Source organism: Cytobacillus sp. Hz8 (assembly GCF_042263505.1).
Lineage (GTDB): Bacteria > Bacillota > Bacilli > Bacillales > Cytobacillaceae > Bacillus_BE.
Map to the genome: position 1 here is coordinate 61,852 of NZ_JBHKFI010000001.1, position 13,044 is coordinate 74,895.

Here is a 13,044-nt window from a genome sequence, read left to right on the forward strand (position 1 = left end):
CAAACCGGGGATCTATAAATCAGTCCAAAAGTTTCTAACAAATAGCAAAGGTAACGAAAAGATCCTTGTAAAATCGAAAAAGCCTTCCAATTGGAGGGCTTTTTCAATTGATTAAAATCTGTTCAGTTAATTGTCTTTAGAAAAATCATTCGCTTTTTTATTTAAACCTTTTGGTTCAAAGCTATTTTTCAGTCTCTCTAATCTCCAGCTCTCTATGTTCCAAATCGTTTAGTCAATTCCTTATATTCTTTAGAGAGTTTAAGAAAGTCAATTTTGTTCTTTTCATCAAGCGCTTTGTCAATTTTTTTTAGAAGTTTTTCCTTTTCCGAATGAAGCCGAATTTCGAATAACAGCATTTCAATGTATAAATCCATCATATAGGATTCTTTATTTTTCTGTTTTTTCATCGTAGAAGATTTCATTAGTTCAGAATATGATTTCTCCTTCATGAAATTCACCTCAGTGCTTTTTAATATTATATGGAGAAATTCTGAATTTTCAACTATTTTTTTAAAATTTTCTCAAAAATGTTTTTTAACAAAATTTGTGAATTAAATTTGAAATTTTAAAATTTTTGCTGTTTTATGGAAAATAAATGTTAAAATAAGGTAAAAACAAATTTGAGGTGAAGAAAATGAATGATGAAAAGAATCAAATATTGGGGGATTATGAAATTAATCCGTCCACTATGGCAATTTTTCCTTATAATTACGGCAGCAAGTTATATTCAAAGATTTATGAATTGGAACAGGAATTCCTATCTCCCTTTAAGCCTTTGGATAACGTTAAAAAAGGCTGCCGTTTCTTCGGCGTTAGTTATGAAGGCAGAAAAGAAGGAACTAAGGAGCTTCTAGGCTTATCACATAAACTTCCCATTGCAGTTGAACCGACTAACTCGATTTACTTTTTCCCAACAAGTTCACCTAATAAACCCCACTGCATTTGGCTTGCCCATGAACATATTATGAGTGTACAACGGGTGGACCGCAATCATTCCATGATTATCTTTCGAAATAAAAAAGCTTTAACAATTCCAGTTTCGGTTAGTTCCTTAAACAATCAGCTTTATCGAACATCGATGCTAAGGACGAAATTGGCTCAAAGAATTGCAGAAACAGAAAGAAAAGCATTCTATATGCTGAATAAACCCACTTATATGAAAGAGTAGTAGAAGAATAGCGGTAACTCTTATATTTTCGCTTTTGATCAATGATTGGAATAATGAAGCTTAGCTATTTAGAGAAGTATTGCTCCATTAATTCTTGAACCTTATTACGTATTCTTGGATTGAAATAATTATGATGCTCCTCATACCCTTTGTATAAAAACGAGAACATTGTAAAGGCTTCATCGTGATTGATTTGATGGACTTCTAGTTTGTTTTTGTTCATATATTGTTTAACTTTTCTTAGTTCCGCTTGAATTTCCCTCATCTTTCGTTCAATTAAATCAAGATAGGGCTGTTTTAATTTAAATGGACTATTGTTAATGATGTGAAGATCGCGAGTGAGGACCTTCAGCAGCATAGGTAAGTAAATCGCTTGCTCCATCATATTTCTGTCATCATCAGGTATTCTCGTCATTTTTATTGCTCCTTTAGTAAAAAAAATAGGAACATTTGTTCGTATGTATCATACGAAAAATTCTCAATGAATGCAATCCTTATGTACATATTTTTTCCCACTTCATCATTTTCATAGATAAAAAGGAACAAGCAAATAAAGAGAAGAATAAGTAGTTAATGTGAGGTTGGAATGAATTTCCGCCTCTTTTTTATGAAAATAAAATCTCGTCCATCTTGATAATAGAAATGTCGATTCTTTTCTGATAATCTTAATTTGAATGTAAAATATAATAAATAACGAAACTTTCTTGCTGAAAATAAAGTCATATCATGTAGAATTATGTTTATATTACTTTTTCAAGATGGAAGGAAAATGAAGTATGGGACGACAACAGTATCAAAAGCAAAAAAGGAAAAAGAAAAAAAAGAGATGGAAAACGGTCATTCTCGTTTTAATTCTCATTATTGCAGGCACGCTTGGTTATGCGTTTTACCAATATAGACAAGGGGTATTGCAATCAGAGAAAAAGGCAAATGTTAATAAAGAGGAATATAGCTTTAACGAAGCAAAGGATCAATATGGCGGAACGAATATTCTCCTACTAGGAAGCGACGCAAGAGGAAAGGAAAATTCTCGTGCTGATACCATTATGATTATGCAGTATCATCCAAAAAATAAGACCTATAAGCTCATCTCAATTATGAGAGATTCTTATGTTAGCATCCCTGGTCATGACAATAACCGAATTAATACGGCGTTTGCCTTTGGCGGACCAGAATTGCTTCGCCAAACGATTAAAGAAAATTTCGATATTGATTTGCAATATTATGCGATTGTTGATTTTGAAGGCTTCGTTCAATTAATTGATGAGGCATTCCCGGATGGAGTAGAGGTGAATGTCGAGAAAGAAATGTCAACTAATATCGGTGTTACATTAAAACCTGGTTTGCAGAGACTAGATGGGAAGCATCTTTTAGGCTATGTTCGCTTTAGACATGATGCCATTGGTGATTTTGGAAGGGTAGAGAGACAACAAAAGGTTGTGAAGGAAGTTGTAAATGAACTTACGAGTCTCCAAACCATTCCGAAGCTACCTAAATTAGTTGGGGTGGTCACTCCGTTTATTAATACAAATTTGAGCACAGGAAATATGCTTTATATAGGCAAGGATTTTCTTTCTCAGAAAAATCGCAATATCGAAACCTTGCGTGTTCCAGTTGATGGAAGCTATGCAAACGAAACAATTAATGGGGCAGCCGTACTATCAGTCGACTTAGAAAAGAATAAGGAAGAGATTCGTAAATTCCTTTCCAAATAAGTTGGTTAAAAGTTCTCTTTTCTAATTTCAAGGTGTACAATAAAGTAAAGCTTTAAGAGCAATAGGTGAAGAAACCAATTGCTCTTAAAAGCATATTCTCAAATAATAAGGCAATCATTAGCTATTAAACGAGGAGATTTCCCATGGATTTTGAAACAATCAAAGAATGGTTCACAATGGAAAACGTCATGGATTTGATTGAGCGTTATCGATCATTTGGACCGATTCCGGGAATATTACTTCCAGTTCTTGAGGCCTTTCTTCCCTTTCTCCCGTTAGTTCTATTTGTAATGGCAAATGCCAATGCATTCGGACTATGGCTAGGTTTTGGCATTTCCTGGGTTGGAGCTTGTGGTGGAGCAATTCTTGTATTTTTAATCATCAGAAGGTTTGGACAAAAAAGGATTCTTCGTTTTTTTAAAAAACATCCGCAGGTTCAAAAATTTATGTCGTGGGTAGATCGTCACGGATTTGGCCCACTCTTTATTTTATTATGTTTTCCTTTTACTCCGTCCGCCATTGTGAATATTGTTGCAGGTCTTTCTAAAATTAGTATCGCACAGTATGTGCTGGCTGTATTAACGGGGAAAATGGTTATGATTTTCACCATTAGCTTCGTAGGCTATGATATTCAATCTTTAGTCACAAAGCCTGTGAGAACGGGGATTGTAATAGCGGTTATTATTTTATTATGGTTTGTAGGGAAACAAATAGAAGGAAAAATGAATTCAATTATTGAAAAAGAGAAACAAAGAGGTTAAGGGAGTATCAAAAGGGGAACTCAGGGGGAAAAGGTATTGGAAAATATGAAAAAAGAAGGAATTGAGTGGATTAAGGCATTTGGAATTGGGTTAATTATTTTTGTATTTATCCGTGCTTTTTTCTTCTCCAATTATGTGGTGGATGGAGAGTCAATGAAGCCGACACTTGAGGATGGAAACAAGCTTGTCGTTAATAAAATCGGTTATCATTTAGGTGAATTTCACCGTTTTGACGTTATTGTGTTTCATGCAAATAAGAAAGATGATTATGTAAAAAGAATTATTGGCTTACCTGGTGATAAAATTGAATACCGTAAGGATCAGCTTTACATAAATGGAAAGGAATTTGCTGAGCCTTATTTAGAAAAATATCGCAAAGATCATAGAGGCGGTATCATAACTGGTGATTTTACTCTAAATGAGCTTACAGGAAGTACAGTTGTACCCCAAGGAAAGCTCTTTGTGCTTGGAGATAATCGGCTAGTTAGCTATGATAGTCGCCAATTTGGATTTGTTAATGTCGATCAGATTGTAGGAAAAGTAAATTTAAGATATTGGCCATTAGATCATATGCAAACATCATTTTAAGAAAAAACATGGACTAAAGAAAAATTTTTGGTCCATGTTTTTTTATCCCACTCTTAACGGACATTTTGACTCCTACTTCAAGATTCTGAGAATACGAAGAAGATAAGTGGGAGATCAACTGTCCGTAAAGGTCCGACGAGGGATTAAGGTCCTAGTCAGGCGAAGCCACAGGATGTGGCGTTATGAGCGTGATAAGTGAAATAAGATTTTTCTTTGGGCTTCAGCCCTTAGAAAAATCAATCAGGCTTTGCGTGACTAATCATCAGTGGGGGATGAATGGGAGACTAAAAGCGCGACGTCAATCGCTACGTCTGCACACTTCACGTCCTGTGCGTCGAAAACCCCCACTGATGGAAGTTTCACTTTATCTGCACACCATTTAAAGCCATATTTCATGATTCTATGGTAAAATAATTGTAAAATTAAGAAAATTATAGGTGATGCGATTGAATAAACCAATACCTGTGATTATGACAAAACTATTGGTGCCAAAGGTAAGAGAGGAAGCCATTAGAAGAAGCAAGCTTTCTCGAAAAATGAAAGCCTTTTCGGAATATCCGCTAACCCTTGTTCATTCAGGAGCGGGTTATGGAAAAAGCACAGCGTTAGCCCTTTATGTGTCCGATGAAAACCAGAAATGCTGCTGGTATTCCATCTCGTCCTCAGATGATGACATTTTGCCATTTTTAACCTACCTAATCTTATCTATACAAACCATTATTCCTTCATTTGGAACTGAACTAATTAGCCATGTAAACGGAATGGATCGCTATATTCGAGAAGAGGAATTAACGATTCTTTGTTCTTCCTTTATTAATGAAATGTCCTTAATTAAGGAAGAATTAATCGTCATATTAGATGACTTTCATCAAATCGAACATTCGTATACGGTCAATAGTTGGATAGAGAAGCTTCTTGAATACATTCCAGCGAATCTTCATTTAATCGTTTCAAGCAGAAGTCGTCCAGTTTGGAAGCAATTGACGAAGATGAAAGTGCAAAATCAGCTACTTGAAATAACAAAAGATGATCTCGTGCTTACAAAGGAAGAAGTAGAGCTCCTTTTAAATGATTATTATGATGTATCTGTGAATGATGAAGAGCTTCATCGCATTTTTGAAATATCGGAGGGTTGGATTATTGCCCTTGGGATGATTGCTCAGCAGATACGTTATCAGCAAAACTTTGATCATTGGTTAGATAAGTCGTCCAATACTCTCCAAGAACTATTTCAATATTTGGTTTTAGAAGTATTTACGAAACAGCCGCCATTAATTCAACAATTTTTAGAGCAGTCTAGCATCCTTGAGGTGATGAATGAAAGGCTCTGTGATCTCGTCCTCGGAATTAAAGGATCCTCTGTGATGCTGGAACAATTAACAGAAAAAAATTTATTTATCCAAAAAATCGGGGATAAACAGTATCGCTTTCATGCGTTGTTTAAGGAATTTTTAGAAAAACAATTGCAGGAGAATTATCCCCAAAGCTATTTACTTTTACACGAAAAGAGTGCCCGTTATTTTGAAGCAAACCACCAATGGGAAGAAGCATTAAGTCATTATGAAAAAATTGGTTATACAAAAGCGGTAGCTTCTCTTCTTAATGATATTGGGAAGAAGCTGCTGAAAAGCGGAAAGCTCGAGCATGTTTATGAGCGTTTAAAAAATATCCCAACGGAGGAGAAGGATCAGTATTATTCCTTATGGCTCTTAGAGGGAGATATTCTACGGTATCGTTCTCATTATAAAGAAGCGGAAGAATGCTACGACCTCTCAATAGCAGCTGCTGAAAAAAATGATGACTACCTTGAGATAAGCAAAGCATTAGAGAAAAAGGCAAGAATTTATTTGGATACAATTCAACCCTATCGCGCAGAAAGATTATTGTATAAGGCAATCGAAATTCGCGAATCTCATGAGCAAAAAGAAAAGGTTGAAATTTCGTCTTTATATCAGTTATTAGCGGAAAATCTGATTAATTCAGGGCAAGCCAAAAAAGCTGAAAAATGGATTCAACGAGCGAAGTTATTGAACGTATCTTTTTTAGACAGCAATTTAGAGGCGAGGCTTTATTTAAGGACGGGAAGATTAGAAGAAGCAAAAAATATTTTGCTAACAACAAAGAAAAATCAGGAACATGAAAGTGCCCATCTCCCGCAATCTCATCGTGAAACAGAGTTGCTTTTATCGTTAATAGAAGCATTTATGGGAAATGGGGTTGAGGCAAAAGCGTTGGCTCAAGAAGGGATTCAGCTTGGGATTCGAACAGAATCTCCTTTTGTGGAGGCATGCGGATGGATTAGAATGGGGCATGCTGTTCAAATGTTAAAATATGAGTTGCCTTTAGCAATTGAATGCTATGAAACGGCTCTTGAAATGATGGAGCAAATTCATGTTGATCGAGGAAAAGCCGAGCCTTTGATGGGGCTTTGCATTCTCTACGGAAGTACAGGGGAATATGAAAAAGCAATTGAAGCTGGCCACAAGGCCTTGGAGGAAACCGAGAAGGTTAAGGATGACTGGCTTGCAGCATTAATTATGCTCTGTTTAGGTATTACACATTTATACAATGGAAGCATGGAAAAGGCAAAGGACTTGCTTGTGAAAACAGAGGAAATGTTCGGCCAATGCCAGGATGAATATGGCTTAACCTTGGTGTATTTTTGGCAATCCCACTTATACTATGAAATGAAAAAGATGGAACCGTATAAGGAAAGCATGACTTTATTTTTAAAGCATGTCCAACTTGGAGAATATGATTATATTTTTTTTCAAAGAACTATTTTTGGCCCACGGGATTTACAAATGCTATCCCCGCTCCTGATTGAAGCATATAAACAAAATATATTTCCACACTATGTGTTTAAGCTACTGCAGCAGTTAAAGTTAGCAAAATTAGAATCTCATCCTGGATTTACATTAAAAATTCAAACATTGGGTGCCTTCCGAGTGTGGTTGGGAGATAAAGAGGTGGAGGAACGAGATTGGCAACGAGGGAAAGCCAAGGAATTACTCCAATTATTTATCACAAAGCTTGGCCAATTCATAACAAAGGAAGATATCTTTGAAATTCTTTGGCCAGATCAGGAGGAAAAGAGTGCAGCAAGGGATTTAAAGGTAGCGTTAAATGCCTTAAATAATGCGTTAGAACCGGGAAGAAGAGCTAGGTCCGCCCCGTTTTTTATTATAAGAGAAGGAAGTTCATATGGGATAAACCAGCAGACAAGTATCGAGCTCGATACTATGATGTTTACCGAATGGATTCAAACAGGGCTTGAGGAAAGGAATCGAGAGAAATCCATTGTCTATTTAAAAAAAGGCTTGGAATTATATAAAGGTGATTACTTACCGGAGCGAAAATATGATGACTGGTGTTTAAGTGCGAGGGAGAAGTTTTTAGTCTTTTTTCTAAGAGGGGCAGAGAGATTAGCACAGTTAAGCGTAGGAGTAGAAGACTACAATCAAGCAATATATTGGTGTGAGCGAATTATTGAAAAGGATATAACCTGGGAGGAAGCATACCGCTTAATGATGTATTGCTATTATCGAAAGAATAATAGACCATTTGCACTAAGATGGTATCAAAAGTGTTGCGAGGTTTTAGATGCCGAGTTAGGAGTTAAACCGCTGGAGCCTACAAGACATATGTATGAAATGATTTTTCATTCTGGTTAGCTGTTTCTAAAGGTCACAATTAGACTTTTGGGGACGGCTTTTTTTGCTGCTTGTAATTAGTTGTGATATGGACTTTGTGGTTATTGGGTTATTTGGTTGAAGGAATTTTGTAGAGTTGAGAGTCCGAGAGACCGCTGAATTCGAATAATTTTTATTCATGAACAGAAATCAGTCTTAATGAAGAAGTCAATGAATGGACCGCTCATCGCGCCATCCCCCGGTTCTCTTGATGTAACTGATTTGTAACTACCCCTATTTAAAATAAAAACTAGAAATATCTTCATTTAATTCAAAACAAGGGGGAAAATGGATGAAATCTTCTTCTCGTAAAATGGCTATTTTTTGTTTAGCGTTCTTTATCATGATTTTTGCAAGTGCTTGTAATTCTGAGAAATCAAGTGGAGATGGAAAGGATTCAAAGAAAGATCCAATCAAGATTGGAGTTCTTGCTTCCCAAACAGGGGCGCTAGAGTCTTATGGAAAACAAACACTTCGAGGTTTTGAACTTGGACTTGATTATGCAACAGACGGAAAAAGGGAAGTTGCCGGTCGAAAGATTGAATTTATTGTTGAGGATACTGAAACAAAACCAGAGGTTGCTGTGCAAAAGGCTACAAAACTTTTAGAAGATGATGAAGTAGATTTCTTAGTAGGGTCTTCTAGCTCTGGTGACACATTAGCTGTTCTTCCACTTGCTGAGGAGTATGAAAAAATCATGGTAGTGGAACCAGCAGTTGCTGATAGTATTACAGGTTCCGAGTTTAATAAGTATATATTCCGTACTGCTCGTAATTCATCCCAGGATGCAGTGGCTGGAGCTGCCGCAATTGCCAAGAAGGGAGTTAAGATTGCAACACTTGCTCCAGATAACTCTTTTGGCCGGGACGGAGTTGCGGCATTTAAAGAGAGTGCAGTTAAGCTTGGTGCAGACCTCGCTCATGAAGAATATGCTGATCCGGCTGCAACGGATTTTACCTCAAATATACAAAAAGTGATTGATGCAAAACCAGATTATTTATTTGTCATTTGGGCAGGTGCGAACACTCCATGGAATCAAATCGCTGATATGAAGGTACAAGAAAAAGGAATCAAAATTTCCACTGGGGCACCGGATATTGCCGCACTCAGTACAATGACACCGCTCGTAGGGATGGAAGGATTCTCTGTTTATTACTATGATCTACCTAAAAATGAGATAAATGATTGGTTGGTTACTGAGCATAAAAAACGATTTAACAATGAATTACCAGATTTATTTACACCTGGTGGTATGAGTGCTGCAATTTCCATTGTTGAGGCACTTAAGAAAACAGCCGGCAATACTGATGTAAATAAGCTCATCAAAACAATGGAAGGAATGAGCTTTGAAACGCCGAAAGGAACGATGACCTTCCGACCTGAAGATCATCAAGCTTTACAAGCTCTTTATGCCATTAAACTTGAGAAAAAAGCAGGAGTTGATTACCCAGTTCCTGTGTTAATACGTGAATTATCACCTGAAGAAACCGCACCTCCAATAATGAATAAATAAGGGAATCGGTGGGGTCGGACCAAGTATTCTGGTCGACCTCACTTTTCTAAAGGCAAAATATTAAGGTGGTGAGAGATATGGATGCAGCAATTGAAACGCGAGATTTGTCTATTAGCTTTGGTGGGCATCAGGCAGTTGACTCGGTGACAGTCTCTGTTCCAAAAAATCATTTTAAGTCCATTATTGGACCGAATGGAGCGGGAAAGACTACATTTTTTAATTTGTTAAGTGGTCAATTAATGCCGACAAAAGGGCAAATTTTTCTTGACGGGGAAGAGATAACAAAGCTTTCAAAGGCAAATAGAACGCGTAAAGGAATAGGCAGATCTTTTCAAATAACCAATGTATTTCCAAATTTATCAGTGCTTGAAAATGTTCGCTTAGCTGTTCAATCACAAGCTGGAATTCGCTATCAATTTTTAACTCATTTTCAAAACTATAAACAGCTTGATGGAGTGGCACTTGAATGGCTGGAAATGGTGATGTTAGATGCAAAAAAGCATATTCTCGCTAAAAATCTTGCTCATGGGGAAAAGCGAAAACTGGAGATTGCTATGTTGCTTGCCTTAAATACAAAGGTTGTTTTATTAGATGAACCAACTGCCGGAATGTCGATAGAAGAAGTGCCAGCCATTTTGGAAGTTATAAGGAAGATAAAGGAGAAGGGAGATCGAACCATTCTTTTAATTGAGCACAAGATGGATATGATTCTGGATTTATCAGATTCTGTTATGGTGCTATATAATGGAACCTTATTAGCAGATGGGACACCGGAGGAAATTATGAAAAATGAAACGGTTCAGTCCGCTTATTTAGGAGGTCATTACGATGAGCGTACAGCTGAAAGTGAATGAAATTGAAACCTATATCGGTCAGTTTCATATTCTTCATGGTGTGTCCTTTGAGGTGAGAAAAGGTGAGGTTACGGTTTTACTTGGTCGTAATGGAGCGGGGAAAACCACAACTTTAAGAACGATAATGGGGTTGAATTCTGTCTCAAAAGGGTCGATAGAATTTAACGGAGAAAAAATTCATAAGAATCCAACCTTTACGATTGCCCAAAAAGGCATTGGGTATGTACCAGAGGATCAGGGCATTTTTGGAGAATTGACTGTTGAAGAAAATTTAAAGGTAGCGATGAAAAAAGAAACAGAAGAAAGAAAGGGGAAGCTTGAATACGTCTTAAAGCTATTTCCTGATTTGAAGAAGTTTTGGAAGAAACAAGGGGGGCTATTAAGTGGTGGCCAGAAGCAAATGCTCTCCATTGCCAGGGCTTATGTGAATGATAATCAGTTGCTATTAATTGATGAACCGAGCAAAGGACTTGCTCCCATTATGGTTGAAAAGGTAATGGAGTCTATTATGCAAATGAAAGAAAAGACGACCATTGTTCTTGTTGAACAAAATTTCATGATGGCAAGCACAATTGGGGATCGTTTCTATATCATCGATGATGGGAGAACGGTTCAAAGTGGATTAATGAATGTATTGAAAGAAAATGAGGAAATGAGACGGAAATATCTAGGAATTGCTTAGAACGGAGGGGATTGGATGGGTGTCTTTTTCAATTTAATCCTAAATGGGTTAGCAACAGGCATGTTAATTTTTTTGCTGGCAGCAGGACTCACACTCATCTTTGGCTTAATGGATGTATTAAATTTTGCACATGGTGGGCTTTTTGCATGGGGTGCATACAGTGGAACTTGGATATATGCTGAAACGGGCAGTTTTTTAGTGGGAATTATTGGCGCTATTGTAACAGGATTGATTCTTGGCTGGGCGACAGAGAAATGGATTATTAAGCCAGTGTATAGAAACCATGTTCAGCAAATTTTGATAACGTTGGGATTGATGCTGGTTTTATCAGAGTTATTAAAGGTGTTTTGGGGTCCGAATCAAATATCAGCATCTCCCCCTGATTTCTTAAAAGGAAGCTGGGCAATAGGAGACATGGTTATTATCAAATATCGTACATTTATTATTGCAATTGGACTCTTAGTCTTTGTTATTGTGCAATACATTTTGAAAAATACCAAAATCGGGTTGATTGTGCGCGCTGGGGTCATCGATAAAGAAATGGTTCAATCTTTAGGGATTAATATTAATAAAATATTTATGTTTGTTTTTATGATTGGTTCAGCAATGGCAGCATTGGGCGGTGTGTTATTAGGTCCCTATTCAGGGGTTATTCATGCGGAAATGGGGATGGAATTTGCCATTTTAGCTTTTATCGTGGTGGTCATTGGGGGCATGGGCAGCTTTCCTGGTTCCATCCTAGCTGCCATATTAGTCGGGCTCTCGGGATCTTTTATGGCCTATTATGTTCCCGATTTAAGCCTTGCGGTTAATATGTTACTTATGGCAGCCGTATTAATTTTTAGACCACAGGGATTATTTGGATTAAAGGGGTGAGGAAGATGAATCTATTAAAAAATAATCGCTTCAATTTCATCTATATTTTAGCTGCTCTTATCCTTCTCATCCTTCCATTTGTTTATGATTCAAGGACCATGCTTATTTTGCTCACCCAGATTTTTATTTTTGCTATTTTTGCTATGAGCTATGATCTGTTGCTCGGTTATACCGGAATTGTCTCGTTTGGTCATGCGATGTTTTTTGGGATTGGCGCTTATACCATGGGGATATTCATGAAAAGGTATGAGCCCTCGATGTCTTATTTGCTGATGGCTCTAGTTGTTACCGTATTGTTGACCGCTGTCATAAGCTTTTTCATTGGCCTTTTGACTTTGCGCTTGAAAAGCCATTTTTATGCGATGTTAACCTTGGCATTTTCTGGTTTGTTTTTAGTGCTAGCAGAAAAGTGGAGAACGATGACTTATGGAAATGATGGTTTTACCTATAGAGTTCCAGACATTTTACGAGATCGAATGGTGTTCTATCTCATTTGTCTTATTATGATGATTCTGGTTTTTCTCTTTTTAAAAAGATTGATTCATTCTCCTCTAGGAAGTGTTATTCAAGGAATAAGAGAGAATGAGGAACGGATTGAATCGCTTGGCTTTCACGTGATTCATTATAAAATTATTTCAACTGTTGTTGCCGGAGTGATAGCAGGGATAGCCGGCATGCTTTATTCTCTTTCATTAAGATTTGTGAATACAAGTGTTTTTTCCATGGACATAACACTTGATGCTTTATTAATGACGATTATCGGTGGAGTAGGAACGCTCGTTGGTGCCATTATTGGTTCCGGGTTGATTGAATTTGCTCATCATTGGCTAACTGAATTAGCAAAAACCCATTGGATTTTCGAAAGATGGATTATTTTCTTTGGCATCATCTATATATTGGCGGTTATGTTTTTTCCACAGGGAATTGTCGGCAGCTTTTATTCCCTTCAGGCTAAAAGGCAAAATAAAAAGGGTGTTAAGGTGGCCAAAAAAACTTCAAACAAGGAGGTTTCCTGATGGAGCATTATCCAATTGCTTCCTTTGTCCTTCGGTTTCATTTAGCAGAGATTGATAAGGTATCCGATAAGAAATTATGGCGAATCCGGGTAAATCATGTGCAATGTGAAGAGGAAACCCTTTTTGAATCGATAGAAGAAGCCATGAACTACATGAAAAAAGTGGTCGGAATTTCATAG

General features: G+C 37.0%; 13 protein-coding genes. 11 read left to right on the forward strand and 2 right to left on the reverse strand.

The genetic code is table 11. The features are described 5' to 3' along the window. Nucleotides 1-212: 212 nt before the first annotated feature. The gene (locus ACE38V_RS00385) at nt 213-449 is read right to left on the reverse strand and encodes an IDEAL domain-containing protein (protein ID WP_375839141.1); all 237 of its coding nucleotides are present in this window, start codon (nt 447-449) and stop codon (nt 213-215) included. Between the two features lie 185 nt (nt 450-634). Here ACE38V_RS00385 and ACE38V_RS00390 point away from each other — a divergent pair, with 185 nt between their 5' ends. Beyond that, complete coding sequence (locus tag ACE38V_RS00390; protein WP_375839142.1) at nt 635-1,168, forward strand: competence protein ComK; 534 nt, start codon at nt 635-637, stop codon at nt 1,166-1,168. Between the two features lie 64 nt (nt 1,169-1,232). On the opposite strand, the gene ACE38V_RS00395 is transcribed toward ACE38V_RS00390, so the two are convergent. Next, nucleotides 1,233-1,583, reverse strand: a complete 351-nt coding sequence (locus ACE38V_RS00395; protein WP_375839143.1) for a YhjD family protein — start codon at nt 1,581-1,583, stop codon at nt 1,233-1,235. A 361-nt stretch (nt 1,584-1,944) separates the two neighbouring features. Between ACE38V_RS00395 and ACE38V_RS00400 the strand changes: the two genes are divergently transcribed. The 10 genes from ACE38V_RS00400 (at nt 1,945) to ACE38V_RS00445 (ending at nt 13,044) form a co-directional block, all read left to right on the forward strand. After that, nucleotides 1,945-2,883, forward strand: a complete 939-nt coding sequence (locus tag ACE38V_RS00400) for an LCP family protein (protein WP_375839144.1) — start codon at nt 1,945-1,947, stop codon at nt 2,881-2,883. A 143-nt stretch (nt 2,884-3,026) separates the two neighbouring features. Then, on the forward strand, nt 3,027-3,644 hold the full coding sequence (locus ACE38V_RS00405; RefSeq protein ID WP_375839145.1) for a TVP38/TMEM64 family protein: 618 nt from the start codon (nt 3,027-3,029) through the stop codon (nt 3,642-3,644). A gap of 45 nt (nt 3,645-3,689) precedes the next feature. After that, nucleotides 3,690-4,232, forward strand: coding sequence for a signal peptidase I (gene lepB / locus ACE38V_RS00410; RefSeq protein ID WP_375839641.1), 543 nt, complete (start codon nt 3,690-3,692; stop codon nt 4,230-4,232). A 446-nt stretch (nt 4,233-4,678) separates the two neighbouring features. Beyond that, nucleotides 4,679-7,906: an AfsR/SARP family transcriptional regulator gene (locus tag ACE38V_RS00415; protein ID WP_375839146.1), complete on the forward strand. Its 3,228-nt coding sequence runs from the start codon at nt 4,679-4,681 to the stop codon at nt 7,904-7,906. Between the two features lie 310 nt (nt 7,907-8,216). Next, nucleotides 8,217-9,437: a substrate-binding domain-containing protein gene (locus ACE38V_RS00420; RefSeq protein WP_375839147.1), complete on the forward strand. Its 1,221-nt coding sequence runs from the start codon at nt 8,217-8,219 to the stop codon at nt 9,435-9,437. A 77-nt stretch (nt 9,438-9,514) separates the two neighbouring features. After that, nucleotides 9,515-10,291, forward strand: a complete 777-nt coding sequence (locus ACE38V_RS00425) for an ABC transporter ATP-binding protein (protein ID WP_375839148.1) — start codon at nt 9,515-9,517, stop codon at nt 10,289-10,291. After that, nucleotides 10,266-10,973 carry an ABC transporter ATP-binding protein gene (locus ACE38V_RS00430; RefSeq protein ID WP_375839149.1) on the forward strand — a complete coding sequence of 236 codons (708 nt, stop codon included), beginning with the start codon at nt 10,266-10,268 and terminating at the stop codon, nt 10,971-10,973. The genes ACE38V_RS00425 and ACE38V_RS00430 overlap by 26 nt, the downstream gene beginning before the upstream one ends. Nucleotides 10,974-10,988: 15 nt before the next feature. Further along, on the forward strand, nt 10,989-11,849 hold the full coding sequence (locus ACE38V_RS00435) for a branched-chain amino acid ABC transporter permease (protein WP_375839150.1): 861 nt from the start codon (nt 10,989-10,991) through the stop codon (nt 11,847-11,849). Nucleotides 11,850-11,854: 5 nt separating this feature from the next. Then, nucleotides 11,855-12,865, forward strand: a complete 1,011-nt coding sequence (locus tag ACE38V_RS00440) for a branched-chain amino acid ABC transporter permease (protein WP_375839151.1) — start codon at nt 11,855-11,857, stop codon at nt 12,863-12,865. Further along, complete coding sequence (locus ACE38V_RS00445; protein WP_375839152.1) at nt 12,865-13,044, forward strand: hypothetical protein; 180 nt, start codon at nt 12,865-12,867, stop codon at nt 13,042-13,044. The genes ACE38V_RS00440 and ACE38V_RS00445 overlap by 1 nt, the downstream gene beginning before the upstream one ends.